This window comes from Aquitalea pelogenes (assembly GCF_001515305.1).
GTDB classification, from domain to species: Bacteria; Pseudomonadota; Gammaproteobacteria; order Burkholderiales; family Chromobacteriaceae; genus Aquitalea; species Aquitalea pelogenes.
This window is the reverse complement of the sequence record NZ_LNQV01000027.1, coordinates 41,105-58,236: the sequence shown is the minus strand read 5'-3', so window position 1 is coordinate 58,236 and position 17,132 is coordinate 41,105. Positions and strand designations below refer to the sequence as shown.

At 60.5% G+C, this 17,132-nt stretch carries 15 protein-coding genes; 7 read left to right on the top strand and 8 right to left on the bottom strand.

From position 1 onward, the window contains the following. Window positions 1-883 (bottom strand): DMT family transporter (locus tag AWT75_RS12835; RefSeq protein WP_062789425.1); only part of this gene is annotated, 883 nt, incomplete at its 3' end. A gap of 89 nt (window positions 884-972) precedes the next feature. On the opposite strand from AWT75_RS12835, the gene AWT75_RS22210 reads away from it, so the two are divergent. The 6 genes from AWT75_RS22210 to AWT75_RS12810 all read left to right on the top strand — a co-directional run bounded on the left by AWT75_RS22210 (window position 973) and on the right by AWT75_RS12810 (window position 6,705). Next, window positions 973-1,164 (top strand): helix-turn-helix domain-containing protein, encoded by a 192-nt coding sequence (locus AWT75_RS22210; RefSeq protein WP_204377043.1) that lies wholly within the window; start codon window positions 973-975, stop codon window positions 1,162-1,164. Next, entirely contained in the window at window positions 1,125-1,904 is a 780-nt protein-coding gene (locus AWT75_RS12830; RefSeq protein ID WP_204377041.1) for a LysR family transcriptional regulator, read from the top strand. Before AWT75_RS22210 ends, AWT75_RS12830 begins: the two co-directional genes overlap by 40 nt. A gap of 106 nt (window positions 1,905-2,010) precedes the next feature. Beyond that, the gene (gene argH / locus AWT75_RS12825; RefSeq protein ID WP_062789424.1) at window positions 2,011-3,393 is read left to right on the top strand and encodes an argininosuccinate lyase; all 1,383 of its coding nucleotides are present in this window, start codon (window positions 2,011-2,013) and stop codon (window positions 3,391-3,393) included. A 93-nt stretch (window positions 3,394-3,486) separates the two neighbouring features. Next, window positions 3,487-5,073, top strand: a complete 1,587-nt coding sequence (locus AWT75_RS12820; RefSeq protein WP_153013328.1) for an EAL domain-containing protein — start codon at window positions 3,487-3,489, stop codon at window positions 5,071-5,073. Between the two features lie 19 nt (window positions 5,074-5,092). Further along, window positions 5,093-5,791, top strand: a complete 699-nt coding sequence (locus tag AWT75_RS12815; RefSeq protein WP_062789422.1) for an aspartate/glutamate racemase family protein — start codon at window positions 5,093-5,095, stop codon at window positions 5,789-5,791. Window positions 5,792-5,934: 143 nt separating this feature from the next. Then, window positions 5,935-6,705 (top strand): DeoR/GlpR family DNA-binding transcription regulator, encoded by a 771-nt coding sequence (locus AWT75_RS12810; protein WP_045846546.1) that lies wholly within the window; start codon window positions 5,935-5,937, stop codon window positions 6,703-6,705. A 211-nt stretch (window positions 6,706-6,916) separates the two neighbouring features. On the opposite strand, the gene AWT75_RS12805 is transcribed toward AWT75_RS12810, so the two are convergent. Further along, window positions 6,917-8,539, bottom strand: a complete 1,623-nt coding sequence (locus tag AWT75_RS12805) for a GGDEF domain-containing protein (RefSeq protein ID WP_239689578.1) — start codon at window positions 8,537-8,539, stop codon at window positions 6,917-6,919. A 159-nt stretch (window positions 8,540-8,698) separates the two neighbouring features. Between AWT75_RS12805 and AWT75_RS12800 the strand changes: the two genes are divergently transcribed. Further along, on the top strand, window positions 8,699-10,573 hold the full coding sequence (locus AWT75_RS12800; RefSeq protein WP_062789421.1) for a ribonuclease catalytic domain-containing protein: 1,875 nt from the start codon (window positions 8,699-8,701) through the stop codon (window positions 10,571-10,573). 269 nt (window positions 10,574-10,842) lie between these two features. Here AWT75_RS12800 and AWT75_RS12795 read toward each other — a convergent pair whose 3' ends face one another. The 6 genes from AWT75_RS12795 to AWT75_RS12770 all read right to left on the bottom strand — a co-directional run bounded on the left by AWT75_RS12795 (window position 10,843) and on the right by AWT75_RS12770 (window position 16,960). After that, window positions 10,843-11,661, bottom strand: a complete 819-nt coding sequence (locus tag AWT75_RS12795) for an HDOD domain-containing protein (protein WP_062789420.1) — start codon at window positions 11,659-11,661, stop codon at window positions 10,843-10,845. A 90-nt stretch (window positions 11,662-11,751) separates the two neighbouring features. Further along, complete coding sequence (locus AWT75_RS12790; protein WP_062789419.1) at window positions 11,752-12,648, bottom strand: aldo/keto reductase; 897 nt, start codon at window positions 12,646-12,648, stop codon at window positions 11,752-11,754. Further along, window positions 12,648-13,757: an ABC transporter ATP-binding protein gene (locus AWT75_RS12785; RefSeq protein ID WP_045846542.1), complete on the bottom strand. Its 1,110-nt coding sequence runs from the start codon at window positions 13,755-13,757 to the stop codon at window positions 12,648-12,650. Before AWT75_RS12785 ends, AWT75_RS12790 begins: the two co-directional genes overlap by 1 nt. 3 nt (window positions 13,758-13,760) lie before the next feature. Beyond that, on the bottom strand, window positions 13,761-14,618 hold the full coding sequence (locus AWT75_RS12780; protein WP_045846541.1) for a carbohydrate ABC transporter permease: 858 nt from the start codon (window positions 14,616-14,618) through the stop codon (window positions 13,761-13,763). Then, entirely contained in the window at window positions 14,611-15,513 is a 903-nt protein-coding gene (locus AWT75_RS12775) for a carbohydrate ABC transporter permease (RefSeq protein WP_045846540.1), read from the bottom strand. The genes AWT75_RS12780 and AWT75_RS12775 overlap by 8 nt, the downstream gene beginning before the upstream one ends. A gap of 202 nt (window positions 15,514-15,715) precedes the next feature. Next, a complete protein-coding gene (locus tag AWT75_RS12770) occupies window positions 15,716-16,960 on the bottom strand; it encodes an ABC transporter substrate-binding protein (RefSeq protein ID WP_062789418.1) in 1,245 nt (414 codons plus the stop codon). Between the last annotated feature and the right edge of the window lie 172 nt (window positions 16,961-17,132).

Genomic DNA, 17,132 nt, shown 5'->3' with positions numbered 1-17,132 from the left:
GGCGCGGACGAACGGCCCACAGGCTGGCGGCCACCATCAGGCCACCCCCCAGCCAGCTGGCCACGGAGAGTGATTCACCCAGCCACAACACGGCAAAGGCGGCACCAAACACCGGCTCGCTGCCGGTTAACAGGGCCACCCGGGTAGCACTGCTGTGGCGCAAGGCGTAATTCATGGCAAAAAAGGCAAACAGGGTGCAGAACAATACCAGATAGAGGGTATTGCCCCAGAAGGCCAGCGCGACGGGCAGCGCGGGCAAGCCTCCCTGCATGCTGGCCAGCAGCAGGCAAGAGAGGCAGATCACCAGGCTTTGCAAGCCAGTCAGCGCCAGCGTGGCCACCGGCTTGCCGGCAGTCAGCTTGCGGGTGAGGCAGCTCATCACCGCGCGCAGCAAGGCCGCCAGCAACATCAGCACATCGCCACCATTCAGTTGCAGCTGTGTGGCACCGCTCAGCAGCCAGGCACCCAGCAGTGACACCGCAGCGGCCAGCAGCGCATCGGCAGCAGGCTTTTGCCCCAGCAGCCACCATTCGGCAAACGGTGTCAGTACCAGGCACAGGCTGATCAGGAAGGCAGCATTGGCGGCGCTGGTATGGGCCACGCCAACGGTCTCGCACAGGAAAATCGCCAGCAAACCGATGCCCAATGGCAAGGCCGCCTGCAAGGTTGCGCGCCGGACGGCCGCATTGGCCAGTGCGCGCTGAGCGGGCAGCAGCAGGATGAAGGTCAGGCCGAAGCGCAGCGCCAGCAGGCCGAGGACGGGATAAAACAGCAAGGCCTGCTTGGCCAGGCCATAGCTGCTGCCCCATACCATGGCCACCAGCAGCAGGAGCAGATCCGGCAGGAAGGGATAACGTTGATGCAAGGGGTGCTGGGCGGGCATGTCAGGCTTTCACGCAAGGGTAATGCCTGGATTATCATTGCTGTGTCTGGTATTGATAATCTTCGGTTTCGGAACAGGAATTGTGCTGTATGGGAACAAATAAACTGATCGGCCTGTTGCCGGATATGGCGGTGTTTGCCCTGGTGGTGGAGCGTGGCAGCTTCTCCGCCGCTGCGCGGCAGCTGGGCATGACCCCGTCGGCCATCAGCCGTCAGGTGGCCCGGCTGGAGTCGCGCTGGGCGTGCGGCTGCTGGAACGCAGTACCCGCCAGTTACGGCTGACCGAGGCCGGAGACGCCACCTTGCAGCGTTGTCGCAGCATGCTGGATGCCGCCGACGAGGCCGTGCAGCTGGCCCAGCAACAACATGCCCGGCCACAGGGTACGGTGCGGGTCAGCATGCCCAAAGCTTTTGGCCGATTTGTGGTGGCACCGCTGATTCCAGCCTTCCTGGCGGCTTATCCACAGGTGAATGTGGAGCTGTTCATCAGCGACCGCGATGTCGACCCGCTGGCCGAGGGGCTGGACTTCACCGTGCGGGTTACTGATAGCCCGCCGCCCGGCATGGCCGGCCGACCGCTGATGCCGATACGCCAGTTGCTGTGCGCATCGCCGCAGTATCTGGCGACGCATGGACGGCCTGGCCATCCTCGCGAGCTGGCAAATCATTTGTGCCTGTATCTGGCCGAGCATGCCGGGGACAAGCGCTGGCAATTGCGGCGTGGCAACGAGCAACTGAGCGTCACAGTGCAAGGCCGTTATGCTACCAATCACAGCGAGCTGCGTCTGGAGGGTGTGCTGGCACATCTGGGTATTGCCCCCTTGCCACACTGTACCGCGCAGGCGGCATTGGCCGCCGGGCAGATAGAAACCGTGCTGGACGACTGGGAGTTCACCACTGCCTACCGTGGCATGGCCTGGCTGCTTTACCCGCCCAACCGCTATCTGCCACCCAAGGTGCGGGTGCTGATCGACTATCTGGCGGACTGTCTGGCTGATCAAACCACACCCATGACACGGTAATGCCACAGCCGGGCCAAAGCCGGCTCGCCCTCGGGGGTGGCTTTCCCTATAATTGCCGCTGCTGTCTACGGGCAGCCCAAGACAATCACCGCAGGGAACCATCGAGATGCAAGAAAGCCATGCCTGGTCCGGTCGCTTCAGCGAACCGGTTTCCGAACTCGTCAAGAAATACACCGCCTCCATCGACTTCGACAAGCGACTGGCCGAATTCGACATCGAAGGCTCGCTGGCTCACGCCACCATGCTGAACAAGGCAGGCGTGCTGTCCGACGACGATGTGGCGGCAATCCGACGTGGCATGGCCGAAATCCTGGACGACATCCGCGCTGGCCGACTGGAGTGGAGTGTGGATCTGGAAGACGTGCACATGAATGTGGAACGTCGCCTGACCGACAAGATCGGCGATGCCGGCAAACGCCTGCACACCGGCCGTTCGCGTAACGACCAGGTGGCTACCGACATCCGCCTGTGGCTGCGTGCACAGATTGACGCCATCGTCGGCTTCATTGCCGAACTGCAAACCAGCCTGCTGGAACTGGCCGAAAAACACGCCGACACCGTGATGCCGGGTTTCACCCACCTGCAAGTGGCCCAGCCGGTGACCTTTGGCCACCATATGCTGGCCTATGTGGAAATGCTGGCGCGCGATGCAGAACGCATGACCGACTGCCGCAAGCGCGTCAACCGCCTGCCGCTGGGTGCAGCAGCGCTGGCCGGCACCACCTTCCCCATCGACCGTCATTACACTGCGCAACTGCTGGGTTTTGACGATGTCTGCCACAACTCGCTGGACGCGGTGTCCGACCGTGACTTCGCCATCGAATTCACTGCTGCCGCCAGCCTGGTGATGGTGCACCTGAGCCGCCTGTCCGAAGAGCTGATCCTGTGGATGAGCCCGCGCGTCGGCTTCATCGACATCGCCGACCGCTTCTGCACCGGCAGCTCCATCATGCCGCAGAAGAAAAACCCGGACGTGCCGGAACTGGTACGTGGCAAATCCGGCCGCGTGGTGGGCCACCTGATTGCGCTGGTCACCCTGATGAAGGCGCAGCCGCTGGCCTACAACAAGGACAACCAGGAAGACAAGGAACCCTTGTTTGACACCGTGGACACCCTGATCGACACCCTGCGCATCTACGCCGACATGATGCGTGGCGTCACCGTGAAGCCGGAAGCCATGCGCGCTGCCGTGCTGCAGGGCTTTGCCACTGCCACCGATCTGGCCGACTACCTGGTGAAGAAGGGCCTGCCTTTCCGCGACAGCCACGAAGTGGTGGCCCTGAGCGTGCGCTACGCCGAAGGCCGTGGCGTGGATCTGGCCGATCTGTCGCTGGACGAACTCAAACAGTTCAGCCAGCTGATCGAGCAGGACATCTACCAGGTACTGACCCCGGAAGGCAGCCTGGCCCAGCGCGACCACGTGGGTGGCACCGCGCCGAACCAGGTGCGTGCTCAGATCGCCCGCCACAAGGCAAGACTGGCAAGTTGATCAGTTAACGCCGTTCCAGACCAAACCGCCGCTCTCGGCGGTTTTTTATTGGCCTACAGTGTCAGCTGTGATCAGTTTCTCTGGAAGATTGCCGTGCAATTACCTTCGCTAGAGCCACTGGGACGCAGCCAGCGCATCATGCTGACCATGTTGCCCGGACTGGCGCTGTTCATGCTGGGCGGCCTGTTGATGCTCTACCAGTTCTACTCGGGTATCCAGTCTGCACTGGAAAGCCAGCTGTTTTACAAGCTGGAAAAAATCGAGCAGATTCTCGATCAGGCACAAAGCACGGGCGAGGCCATGTTGCAGAAGCCGGATCTGGAATGTCGCAACATTTATCCGGAAATCCGCCGACAGGTCACCACCCAGTCCTACGTCCGCTCGATGCGGCTGATTGATCAGGATGGCCGGGTGTATTGCGATTCCGTCATCGGCTGGCATTCGCCCGCCTATTCGCAGGAATACCCGAACCAGACCCGGCTGCTGCTATTGCCGGGAAACCGCCTGTCGCCCTGGCACCCCTTGCTGATGCTGTGGCTGGACGCCAAGCGGCACGATGTCCATGCCATCCAGCTTGCCGTAGACAGTGATTATCTCAAGGACAGGCTGGCACATCATGAACAGAACACCTGGTTTTACCTGCAGGTTGGCGACCGCTGGCTGGATGAAAAGGGTGGCATGACATCTCCACCACAACGTCCTCACTGGCAGCAACGTTACCTCAGTTCAGGGCGTTATCCGCTATCCATCGTCATGGATTACTCCATGCCGTGGTTGGTGCTGGAGCGGGTGAAGCAGGAGCCGGATCAACTGACCTTGCTCCTGTTGTTCAGCGTCAGTTTCAGTTGGGGGTTTCATCGCCTGCTGCTGCGTAATGGCGCGCCCAGTCGGGAATTGCAACGTGCGGTGCGCGAACGGGAATTCATTCCCTACCTGCAACCGCTGATTGATGCCGAGCATTTGCAGTGGCGCGGGGTGGAGGTGCTGATGCGCTGGCACCACCCGGTAGATGGCATCGTGCTGCCCGATCTCTTCATTCCGTTTGCCGAAAATACCGGTCATATCGTGGCCATGACCCGCGCACTGATGCAGCAGACAGCCGAACAGTTAAAAGACTGTCCCTTGCCGCCCGGTTTCCAGATCAGCATCAATGTCAGTGCCACGCATATCGAAGCGGGCAGCCTGCCTGCCGATTGCGCCGCCTTTTTGTCAGCCTTTGCGCCGGGCAGCATTGTGCTGACCCTGGAATTGACCGAACGCGAGCTGATCAAGACCGGCCCGCAAACCGATGCCCAGCTACAAAAACTGCATGATATGGGCGTGCGTATTGCCATCGACGATTTTGGCACCGGGCATTCCAGTCTGTCCTATCTGCAAAAGCTGGATGTGGACGAACTGAAAATCGACCGCAGTTTTGTGGCCGGCATCGGCAGCGACAGCCTGTCGGCCGATATCCTGGACAGCATCTTGCAGCTGGCTGCCAAGCTGGGCCTGGCCGTGGTGGCCGAAGGCGTGGAAACCCTGCAACAGGAAGATTATCTGCGCAGTCATGGCGCGCATTTGCTGCAAGGCTATCGCTATGCCAGGGCGATGCCGATTGCCGAGTTCCTGCATCGTCCCGAATGGCATAATGATGCCTCTCCGTTCCTGGCCAAGGCCAGGGCCGACGCACACTCCTGAGTAGAGGTAAAGCAGCAAGATGAAACCAGCCATCATCGGCATTGCCGGCGTAACCGTTCCCGGTGCGCTGGACTGCCTGTCCAAAATGCATCAACTTTCCGCCCTGATGTGTGGCGGTCACCATCATCACCCCCGCTTCGTGCTGGACCAGCCAGACTTTGGCGTGGTGCATGCCGCCCAGTTGCAAGAGCGCTGGGATATTGTCGAGGACTCCATTGTCGGCTCCTTGCAGCGGCTGGCAGCAGCCGGTGCCCAGGTGGCGGTGATTCCGGCCAATACCGTGCATTGCTGTATTGATGGCATTCGCCGCCGTGCGCCCTTGCCGCTCATCAGCATGCTGGATGTGGTTGCGGCAGAGTGCCGGCAGCGTGGCCTGCGCCGGGTCGGCGTATTGGGTACCCGCTGGACCATGCAGTCCCATCTGTACCGTGCGCCGCTGGCGGCGGTCGGAGTGGAGGAGTGCATTCCGGATGAAGCAGGCCAGGCCATTGTGCAGCGGGTGATTTTTGAAGAACTGGTTCCCAATGGCAGCGTAAGTAGCGATAGCCTGCAGCAATTATTACAGGTGGTGGCGGACTTGCGGGCGGCAGGTTGTGATGGCGTAGCGCTGGCCTGCACCGAGTTGCCACTGGTACTGGATGAGGCCAATTGCGGCATGGCGGCGGTGGATACCACCGCAGTGCTGGCGCGGGCAGCCATGCAACAGGTTCTGGCCTGAAGCATGCCGGGCCTGCACCTGTTGCAGGCCCGGTGGCTTTTGCCGTCGGCTTGCGGCGGGTCAAGGGCGGATTGGTGCTAGCATTTGCCCTACTACCAGAAAATATGTTAGTAACTAAACATGATTTTCGGAATCGAATCCCTATGAGCCGCTCACCCCGTCACGACAAGATTCTGCAGCTGGTCCGCGAAAATGGCTTCATGCCGATCGAAGAACTGGCCAGACTGCTCGATGTCACGCCGCAAACCATCCGCCGCGACATCAACCAGCTGTGTGAAGAAAATTTGCTGCGCCGTTATCACGGTGGTGCTGCCCTGGGCAGCAGCGTGGAGAACGAGGATTACTTTGCGCGCAAAGGAAAATTCCAGAGCGAAAAGGCACATATTGCCGACATGATTGCCGGCAGCATTCCGGACCATGCCTCGCTGTTCATGAGCATCGGTACCACCATCGAAGCGGTGGCCCAGGCGCTCACCATCACCCACAAGGGTTTGCGTGTCATCACCAACAATATCCATGTGGCGTCCATCATGTCGGCCAATCCGGATTTCACCGTGATGATCACCTCCGGCGTGGTACGCGCCAGTGATGGCGGCATTACCGGGGTGGCCACACTGGACTTCATCAACCAGTTCAAGGTGGATTACGCCATCATCGGCGTGTCCGGCATCGAGACCGATGGCTCGCTGCTGGATTTCGATTACCGCGAAGTGCGGGTGGCGCAGGCGATGATGTCCAATGCCCGTCACCGTTACCTGGCTGCCGACCACAGCAAGTTCGGCCGCAATGCGCTGGTGCGCATGGGACATATCAGCGAATTCCACACCGTGTTCACCGATGCCGAGCCGCCGGAGTCGCTGGCCAAGCTGCTGGAAGAACACAATGTAAGGCTGATTCTGGCCGATGCAGTCTGACATTCAGCCAAGACTGTATTGATAATCTCCTCTCGCTTTCTGAAATGAAAGCGAGGCTCCCTTGCAGGGCAAGGGCGGGGGGATTGGGAATAGATGGGAAGGCTGCGGAATCCAAGAGTTAGTTGAAAGGCCCGGCTTTGCCGGGTCCAGTACAAGCGCACCAAATAACCTTGTCAGCAGCCTGACGCCCGCACTGCGGGCGTTTTTGCTGTCAGCCCTCGGCGGGTACATCCACCCTGGGCAGCGCATAGGCCTGCACCCGGTTGCGGCCCAGATGCTTGGCCTGATACAGCATGTCGTCCGCCTGTTGTACCAGGGTAGTGGTGTCGTCAGCCGTAGCCAGTGAGCTGATGCCCACGCTGAAGGTCTGGCGGAAGGTACGCTGGTTGCTGAACTGGTCGATCTGCACGAATGCCTGCCGCAGAGCTTCCATTACCTGCAGGGCATCTTCCTGACGGGTGCCTGGCAACACGATGGCAAACTCTTCGCCACCGTAACGGCTGATCAGGTCGGAGCGACGCAGCCTCTCTTTCAGGAAGCGGGCCAGGTTGACCAGTACTTCATCGCCCGCCGGATGGCCGTAGGTATCGTTGACCACCTTGAAATGGTCGAGGTCCAGCATTACCAGCGACAGGGGACGCTGGTCGCGTTTGGCGCGCAGTACTTCGTATTCCAGTTGGGCATACAGATGGGAGTGGTTGAGCAGGCCGGTCAGGCTGTCATTGATGATGTAGGAGCGCAGCTTGCGGTAACGCCTGGCACGGTTGATCACCGTTACCACCAGTTCCTCCGGGGCCACCGGCTTGGTGAGAAAACCGTCAATGCCCAGTGTCAGCGTATCCAGCTGGATGGACTGCCGTTTTTCCACCGACAGGAACAGGATGGGGATGCCATCCAGCAAGCGTTGCTGGCGGATGATCTGTGCCAGTTCCATGCCATTGCAGCCCGGCATGTACATATCCATCAGGATCAGGTCCGGGCGGAACTGCACGATGCCATCCAGCACCCGGGCAGGCTCGGTGACCTGCAGGGTGTCAACACCATGCTGACCAAGCACACTGGCATACAAGCCGGCCAGCGAGGCCATGTCTTCCACAATCATCACCCGCAGCGGGTCGCGTTTTTCACCCAGATCACCAAAATTCAGGCTGTCTATCAGCTCGTGGGCCAATACCGGCCAGCCCAGAAAACCGGAGCCTCCGGCGCGCACCGCCTGCAAGCGGGCATCAAAATCGATGCGCGGCGAACAGAACAGCAAGGGACACAGCCCACGCAAGGTATCAGCCAGGGTGAAAATGGGGTCGCTGGCGGCAAAGTCGGTATAGGCCACCACCGCGGCCGGTTTGGCCTCGTTCAGCGCCTGCGCCAGCCGTGATGCCTGGTACATCACCCGCACGACAAAACCATAGCAGCTTAATTGCTCGCTCAGGCTGGCCGACTCCTCGCTCTCCGGCATCCACAGGTACAGCAGATGTGGTCCGGGCTGGCTCAAGCCGGGGTTGTACGGTTCGGGTGTTGTCTGCCGGTCGGCCATCATTGCCAGCTGGCTGACAATGCCCAGATGGTGACGCAGTTCGTTGTAGCGTTCCGGTTCACTCGGGCTGGCATCGTTCTGCAGCAACCAGTGCTGTAGCAGATTGCGCAATGCGGTGCATTCGCTGCGCAGGGGCAATGCCTGTTCCGCGTCGATGTGGCGTTCCAGATTGTTCAACAGTGCCAGCAGGTGTGCAGCCAGCGAACGGTCCCAGCGCATCACCAGCATGTGGCCGATGCGATCGATTTCACGTGCAGCGTGTTCTCTTGCCGAGTGGTGTAGGTTGCTTGCCAGCTTCATAGTGTTATCCGTTATTCAGACGTGGGCGAGGTCTGTGCGACAGCCTGGCGGTGCAGCAGTGCTGTGCAAACATGGGCAAGACTCAAGGCATTGCAAAGGAAAGCAGGGCCTGAATGCTCAATGTTATAATTCTGGCTTGATGAATCAGTTGGCGCGCAAATGAACGTATTTTACGAAGAAAGCGGTTCCTTCAAGGTTGGCACCATTGTTTCCCGTGCCGATGCCAGCTTGCAGGTAGATACGCTGCATGGCAAGCGAGCCAAGATCAAATCAAGCAATGTTTTTCTCGAGTTTAGCTCGACTCTGGCAGATTTTCTTCCTGCTGCAGAAAAAATGGCTGATGAGATCGATCTGGATTTCCTGTGGGAATGCAGCCCGGAAGATGAGTTCGAGCACGACGTGCTGGCAGCCGATTACTGGGGCCATGCCCCCTCGGCACTGGAGAGTGCTGCCATCATCCTGCGCGTGTTCGGTGCCCCGATGTATTTCTACAAAAAGGGCAAGGGCCGCTATAAAAAAGCCCCGGAAGAAGCACTGAAAGCCGCGCTGGCCGGTATCGAGCGCAAAAAGCGCGAGCAAGAGCAGATTGATGGCTGGGTGGCCGAGCTGAAGGCCGGTACCCTGCCAGAGGCCATCCGCAGCCAGTTGATGACCTTGCTGTGGAAGCCGGACAAGAACACGCTCGAATTCAAGGCCTTCGACCAGGCCGCGCGCGAGCTGAACCAGCCGCCGCTGAAACTGGCACAAAGCGTGGGCGGCATCAGTTCGGTGCCGGACTACCTGATGGCCGGTTTCTTGATGGAGTACTTCCCCAAGGGCAGCGGTTTTGGCAAATATGCTCCGCCGCTGCTGCCGGAAGAACTGCCGCTCTCCGAGGTGGCGGCTTTCTCCATTGATGACGCCAACACCACCGAAATCGACGATGCGCTATCGGTAGTCGACCTGCCGGACGGCAACAAGCGCGTGGGCATCCATATTGCTGCCCCTACACTTGGCGTGCCGGTGGATTCGGACATCGAAAAGCTGGTATGGGGCCGCCTGTCCACCGTGTATTTCCCCGGTGGCAAGATCACCATGTTGCCGGACGACGTGGTGCAGGCTTTTACCTTGCAGGAAGGGCAGGACTGCCCGGCGCTCAGCCTGTATGTGGACGTCACGCCGGACTTCGAACCGGTGGCCTACGAAAGCCGTATCGAACGGGTGCGCATTGCGGCCAACCTGCGTCATGCCGAGCTGGAACAGCAGTTCAACGAAGACACCCTGCTGAACGATCCGGGCGTGGATTACCCGTTCAAGCGCGAGCTGACCTGGCTGTGGCACTTTGCCAATGCACTGGAAAAACGCCGTGGCAAGTACGACCCCACCCGTCCGGTGCAGATGGACTACAACTTTGATGTGGTCGATGGCAAGGTGCTGATCACCCTGCGCAAGCGTGGTGCGCCGATGGACAAGCTGGTGTCGGAACTGATGATTCTGGCCAACAGCGAATGGGGCCGCATGCTGGCCGAAGCGGATATCCCGGCCATGTATCGCGCCCAGAGCATGGGCAAGGTCCGCATGACCACCCGCCCCGAGCCGCATATCGGCCTGGGCGTGGCGCAATATGCCTGGGCCACCTCGCCGCTGCGTCGTGCCACCGACTTCGTCAACCAGCGCCAGCTCACTGCCATGATTCGTGGCGAGAAGCCGCAGTTCGAGCAAGGCAATGCCATGCTGTTTGCCCTGCTGCGCGACTTTGACACCACCTATTCCGCCTATCTGGGTTTCCAGGACAAGCTGGAGCACTTCTGGTGCCTGCGCTGGTTTACCCAGGAAGGTGTCAGCAATGTCACCGCCACCTTCATCAAGGAAGACCTGGTTCGCATTGACGGTCTGCCGCTGCGGGTACGCATTCCGGGCCTGCCGGAACTGGCGCGTGGCGACCGTATCCAGCTGAGCGTGATCCGCATCGACGAGCTGATGGCCGAGATCGAATTCCGCTTTGTCGGCGTGGTGGGCCATGTCGAGGCCGCCAGCGAGGAAGAAGAAGGCTGAGGCTTGCCCTGTGGGGCATGAAAGCAAAAGGCTGCCAGCGGGCAGCCTTTCAGGCTGCTGACAAAGTGATTTGATGCGATTGCACCGGACCCGGCAAAGCCGGGCCTTTCGATGAAGTGACTGATTCCGCAGCCTTCCCGTCTATTCCCTTTCCCCCCGCCCTTTCCTTGAAAGGGAGCCTCGCTTTCTGTCCAGAAAGCGAGTTGGGGTGTTTCAATAATCTGAAAAGGTTGCCTGCTGGCAGCCTTTTTCTATACAGGCATTATTGATCAGAACATGTCGTCGATGCCGTTGCAGGCCTCTTTCAGATCACCAATGGCACCGGTCAGCGCATCACGCTCGATGCCCAGTTTGTCCACCACGCTCCAGGGCAGGGTGGTCAGCATGTCGCTTTCGCTCATGTCGTGATTGAAGCCGGCCACCATGTAGGCCGACAGGCCAATCACGATGGCAAAGCGCGAGACATCGCCCAGCAGGTCGTGCTGGTCGCGAATGGCTTGCTGGATGTCGTCCGGGAAATTCCAGCGCCGGGCCAGCTCGGCTCCCACTTCGGTCAGGTCCACGCCCAGCAACATGCGCTCGGTGGCCACCCGGTCTGCGCCGCCCGCCACAATCTTGTCGATCTGCACCGCCTGCTGTGGCATGGCCACATGCAGCACCAGTTCGCCGATATTCGACAGCAGGCCACAGGTGTAGCCCAGCTGGGCATCCAGCCTGGCCAGCTTGGCCAGCCGCTTGGCGGTATTGGCCATGGCAAAGCTGCGCTGCCAGAAGCCCTTCATGTCAAAACCCGGTATGCCGGCGGTGGCACCGGTAATGCCGGAAGCAATCACCAGGATGCGCAGGTTGTCAAAGCCCAGCAGTACTACCGCATCGTCCAGTGAACCCACACGGCGGCTGCCGCCAAAGCGCGCGGTATTGGCCAGACGCAGCACACGGGCGGTCAGCACCTGGTCGTGCCCGACCTTGTCGCTGATTTCATCAATATTGATATCGGTCTTGTGAAAGCTTTCAATCAGCTCCTGCACCACCTTGGGTACCATCGGCAACCGTCCGGATGCCTGCTCGAAAAGTTCAGCCACTTGCATGCCATATCCCCTTTGTCATTGTCCCGCTTATTGAGCTTAGGTGAAGTGTTGCAGAAAAAAAGGCCAAAAATGCCGATCTGGTACAAGCAGTCAGGCGACGGGCTGGCCGTGGGCCGTTTCCAGCAGGGCAAACCAGTGCTGGCGGTCCAGTTGCAGACGGCAGGCAGCAGCTGCTTCATCCAGCGAAGCCAGGCGGCGCGAGCCGGAAATGGGGATGGGTCGGGCCGGGTGGCGCATCAGCCAGGCCAGCGCCAGCGTGGCGGGAGTGACCGCCAGTTCGGCTGCCATTTGCTGCAGGGCTGCGTGCAAAGCCGGGTGGGCAGCAGGCTGTAACAGACGGCCTCCTGCCAGCGGCGACCACACCATGGGGCGGATGCCAGCTTGCAGGCATTGGTCAAACGTACCGTCGAACAGGGGCGCGCCATGCAGCAGCGAGGCTTCCACCTGATTGGTGAGCAAGGCGGTACGCGACGAGAGCAGGGCAAACTGGCTGGGACTGAAGTTGGATACGCCAAAATGCCGCACCTTGCCACTTTGCTTGAGGCTGGCAAAGGTGTCTGCCACTTCGTCCGGGTCCAGCAGCGGGTCCGGGCGGTGAATCAGCAGCAGGTCCAGATAGTCCGTGCCCAGGTTCTGCAAGGAAGCATCCACCGAGGCCAGGATATGCGCGCGGCTGCTGTCGTAGTGCTTTACCTGCCAGCCACGGCTGGCATCTGCCGGCTTGATGCCGCATTTGCTCACCAGCTGGATGTGCTCGCGCTGGCCGGGGTTGGCCTTCAGCCACTGGCCGAACAGCGCCTCGCAGCGAAAGCCGCCGTACAGGTCGGCATGGTCGAAAGTGGTGATGCCAAGCTGGATGGCATGCTCCACCCAGGCTGCCAGTTCCGCAGGGGAGAAATTCCAGTCGTGCAGCCGCCACAGGCCGGCGGCTACCGGAGAAAAAACTGGCCCCTCGGGGGCCAGTTGTGTTGCATGCAAAGGACTCATCAGGCAATCCGTTGTTCTGTAGTCGGGTCGAACAGCACGGCCTTGGAGACGTCGAACACCAGTTCCATGCTGTGGCCCGGCAGTTTGGCTTCTGTCGGGTGGGTACGGCAGCATACCTTGGTGTTGTTGAGCGAGACAAACACCAGGGTGTCCGGCCCGGTGGGTTCGATCACGTCGATATGGCAGGCCATCACCGGCAGCCCTTCGCGGTAGGCGGTGCGGGCATCGGTGATTTGCTCCGGGCGGATGCCGAAGATGACTTCGCGGCCCAGCCACGGCTTCATCTTGTCCTGGGCATGCGGCAGCGGCAGGATGACGCAACCCTTGTCGTCACAGATTTTCACCCCCAGCACCCCGGCCGATTCCACCACCTGCGCCGGAATGAAGTTCATCGACGGCGAGCCGATGAAGCTGGCGACAAACAGGTTGGCCGGGTTGTCGTAGATGTCCTGCGGGCTGCCGAACTGCTGCACGATGCCGTCCTTCATCACCGCAATGCGGTCGCCCAGCGTCATGGCCTCGATCTGGTCGTGGGTGACATAGACGATGGTGGATTTCAGCCGCTGGTGCATCAGCTTGATTTCGGTACGCATTTCCACCCGCAGCTTGGCGTCCAGATTGGACAGCGGCTCGTCGAACAGGAAGATGGACGGGTTGCGTGCCAGCGCACGGCCCATGGCCACGCGCTGACGCTGGCCACCGGACAGCTGCGAGGGCTTGCGGTCCAGCAGGTGGGTCATTTGCAGCATCTGTGCCACGCGTTCGACAGTGGCGTCGATTTCGCCCTGCGGCATCTTGCGGATTTCCAGGCCGAAGCTGATGTTCTTGCGCACGCTCATCGACGGGTAGAGCGCATAGCTCTGGAACACCATGGCGATGTCGCGGTCCTTGGGCGACAGGTCGTTCACCCGTTTGCCGCCGATTTCGATATCGCCGCTGGAAATGTCATCCAGCCCGGCAATCATGTTCAGCAGCGTGGATTTGCCGCAGCCGGAAGGGCCTACCAGAATCAGGAACTGGCCGTCTTCGATGGCGATGTCGATGCCCTTGAGCACCTCGGTGCCGTTGGCGTAAGTCTTGCACACATTATTGATGGAGAGAGCAGCCATCGTTCAACCTTTCACAGCACCGGCTGTCAGGCCACGCACGAAGTAGCGGCCGGCAACCATGTAAACGAACAGGGTGGGCAGGGCGGCAATGATGGCCGCTGCCATGTCCACGTTGTATTCCTTCACCCCGGTAGAGGTGTTCACCAGATTGTTCAGCGCCACGGTGATGGGCTGGGCTTCGCCGGCGGCAAACACCACGCCGAACAGGAAGTCGTTCCAGATCTGGGTGAACTGCCAGATCACGCACACCATGAAGATGGGGCCGGAAATGGGCAGCAGGATGCGGAAAAAGATGGTCCAGAAACCGGCACCGTCAATGCGCGCGGCCTTTACCAGCTCGTCCGGGATGGTGACGAAGAAGTTGCGGAAGAACAGCGTGGTGAAGGCCAGGCCGTAAATCACGTGCACCATCACCAGCCCGCTGGTGGTATTGGCAATGCCCAGCTCGCCCAACAGGCGCGCCATCGGCAGCAGCACCACCTGGAAGGGAATGAAGCAGCCCACCAGCAGCAGGGTGAACAGCACGTCCGAGCCACGGAAGCGCCACATCGACACCACATAGCCGTTGACCGCGCCAATCAGGGTTGAAATCAGCACCGAGGGCACCGCCATCTTCACCGAGTTCCAGAAAAAGCCCTTCATGCCGCCACATTCCACGCCGGTGCAGGCGCTGGACCAGGCCTTGCTCCAGGCATCAAGGGTGATGGATTGTGGCAGGGCAATCAGGTTGCCGCCACGGATGTCGTCCAGGGTTTTCACCGAGGTGGACAGCATCACGTACAAGGGCAGCAGGTAGTAAATGGCCATCAGCACCAGTGCGGCATACAGCACGATGCGGCCGGGAGTCAGGTGTTTAGCCACGTTTGGCGCTCCTTGTTTCCATATACATCAGCGGCACCAGTACGGCGACGATGGTCATCAGCATCATCATGGCCGAGGCTGCCCCCAGGCCCAGCTGGCCGCGGGTAAAGGCAAACTGGTACATGAAGATGGCCGGTACGTCGGATGCCGTGCCGGGGCCGCCGCCGGTCAGCGCCATCACCAGGTCGAAGCTCTTGATGGCGATGTGCGACAGGATCAGCAGCACGCTGAAAAACACCGGGCGCAGGCTGGGGATGATGATGCGCCAGTAGATGACCGGCAGGCTGGCACCATCCACCTGGGCGGCCTTGATGATGGAGTCGTCAATGCCGCGCAAACCGGCCAGGAACAGCGCCATCACGAAACCGGACGACTGCCACACCCCGGCAATCACCACGGTGTAGATGGCCTTGTCCGGGTCCACCAGCCAGTCGAAGGTGAAGTCGGGAAAGCCCCAGTCATTGATGACCTTCTGCAGGCCCATGTCGGGGTTGAGCATCCATTTCCAGGCGGTGCCGGTAACGATGAAGGACAGCGCCATCGGGTACAGGTAAATGGTACGCAGCGTGCCTTCGGCGCGGATTTTCTGATCCAGCAGCACGGCGAGGAACAGGCCGACGGCCAGCGTGCAGCCGATGAACAGGCCGCCGAAAATGCCCAGATTGGCGACCGCAGTCCACCAGCGGTCATTCTCGAACAGCGCCTGGTACTGGATCAGGCCGGCCAGGTCCATTTGTGGCAGCAGTCGCGATTCGGTCAGCGATAGCCAGCCGGTCCAGGCAATGAAGCCGTAGACGAACACCAGGCTGATCAGCAAGGTGGGCGACAGCACCAGCTTGGGCAACCAGCGGTCTGCCAGCGCCGACAGGCTGGCTTGTGATTGGGATGAGGACATGAATCAATCCTTGCATGCAGCCGTGGCGTGCTGGCGCAGGCGCGCAGCAGGCCGCGTCCCGACCGTGGTCACGGTGCGGAAGGCAGTCGGCGTACATGTTTTGCTTCGGTGTGGGACAGACAGCTACCGGGCCGGCATGGCCGGCAGCTGTCTACGGCATAGCGCGCCCGGACCGCAGGCCCGGGGCAATATGGCTGCTTGCTTAATGCACCTTGCCAGCCTTGGCCAGACGCTCGGTGGCGGTTTTCGGGCTCATGGAGGAGTTCATGAACTGCGAAATCACGTCATCAATCGCGCCTTCGGTGGCAGACGGCATGGCCATCTTGTGGGCAAAGCTGGGCACCAGGCCGCCACTCTTGGAGGCGGCGGTCAGGTCTGCCTTGGACTTCTTGGCACAGTCGTCAAACTTGTCCATCGGCGTATCCAGGCGGGCCGGGATGGAGCCCTTGTTCAGGTTGAACACTTCCTGGAAGTTCTTGCTCATCACGGTTTCGGCCAGATCAGCCTGTGCCTTCTGCGCTGCCGGGTCCTTCTGCTTGAACATGGCCAGGCTGTCGATGTTGAAGGTGAAGCTGCCGGCCGTACCCGGTGCGGCTACGCACAGGAAGTCCTTGCCCGGCTTCTTGCCGGCGGCGGTGAATTCACCCTTGGCCCAGTCACCCATGAACTGCATGCCTGCCTTGCCGTTGATCACCATGGCGGTGGCCAGGTTCCAGTCACGGCCAGCGGCACCCTTGTCGATATAGGTTTTCACCTTTTGCAGGGTTTCAAACACTTTCAGGGTGGTAGGGCCGGCCAGGGTAGCCTGGTCCAGCTGCACGAAGGCCTTCTTGTAGTAGGCCGGGCCACCTACGCCCAGCGCCACCGATTCAAACAGGGTGGCGTCCTGCCACGGCTGGCCACCGTGGGCAATCGGCTGGATGCCGGCTTTTTGCAGCTTGTCAGCCGCTTCGAAGAATTCCGGCCAGGTGGTCGGCACCTTGGCACCGGCCTTCTTGAAGGCGTCCGGGTTTACCCACAACCAGTTCACGCGGTGCACGTTCACCGGAGCGGCCACGTACTGGCCCTTGTATTTCATCACCTGGCTGACCACCGGCGGCAGCTGCTTGTCCCAGCCTTCGGCCTTGGCCACGGCATCGATATTGGCCAGCACGCCTTCGGCACCCCATTCCTGGATGGCCGGGCCCTTGATCTGGGCGGCGGTCGGCGGGTTGCCGGATACCACGCGGGTTTTCAGTGCGGTCATGGCGTTGTCGCCACCACCACCGGCCACGGCGAAGTCTTTCCAGTTATCGCCCTTGGCGGTCATCATTTTCTTGAGTTCGGCCACGGATTTGGCCTCGCCACCGGAAGTCCACCAGTGCAGCACTTCCACTTCCCCGGCAAATACGCTGGCCGGCAGCAGGGTGGCAGCCAGCAGGGCGGCGCTCAGTTGCTTGCGTTTCATTCTCTTGTCTCCGTCTTGTAGCGTTGCATTTCGGTTTTTTATGTTCCATTCCGCTGGTCGCTGCCTGTGGCAACGGGCGGGATGTGCAAGAACTATAGCGGCAGATTGTAAGTTTTGTGTAAGGATTGCGTGGAAATGCTGTAAGAAAATGCAGGTGAGGCAATGCAGTGCG

Coding starts and splice junctions, on each gene's coding strand:
- AWT75_RS22210 (WP_204377043.1), top strand. CDS start 973: ATGGGAACAAATAAACTGATCGGCCTGTTGCCGGATATGGCGGTGTTT.
- argH (WP_062789424.1), top strand. CDS start 2,011: ATGCAAGAAAGCCATGCCTGGTCCGGTCGCTTCAGCGAACCGGTTTCC.
- AWT75_RS12815 (WP_062789422.1), top strand. CDS start 5,093: ATGAAACCAGCCATCATCGGCATTGCCGGCGTAACCGTTCCCGGTGCG.
- AWT75_RS12810 (WP_045846546.1), top strand. CDS start 5,935: ATGAGCCGCTCACCCCGTCACGACAAGATTCTGCAGCTGGTCCGCGAA.
- AWT75_RS12805 (WP_239689578.1), bottom strand. CDS start 8,539: ATGAAGCTGGCAAGCAACCTACACCACTCGGCAAGAGAACACGCTGCA.
- AWT75_RS12800 (WP_062789421.1), top strand. CDS start 8,699: ATGAACGTATTTTACGAAGAAAGCGGTTCCTTCAAGGTTGGCACCATT.
- AWT75_RS12795 (WP_062789420.1), bottom strand. CDS start 11,661: ATGCAAGTGGCTGAACTTTTCGAGCAGGCATCCGGACGGTTGCCGATG.
- AWT75_RS12790 (WP_062789419.1), bottom strand. CDS start 12,648: ATGAGTCCTTTGCATGCAACACAACTGGCCCCCGAGGGGCCAGTTTTT.
- AWT75_RS12785 (WP_045846542.1), bottom strand. CDS start 13,757: ATGGCTGCTCTCTCCATCAATAATGTGTGCAAGACTTACGCCAACGGC.
- AWT75_RS12775 (WP_045846540.1), bottom strand. CDS start 15,513: ATGTCCTCATCCCAATCACAAGCCAGCCTGTCGGCGCTGGCAGACCGC.
- AWT75_RS12770 (WP_062789418.1), bottom strand. CDS start 16,960: ATGAAACGCAAGCAACTGAGCGCCGCCCTGCTGGCTGCCACCCTGCTG.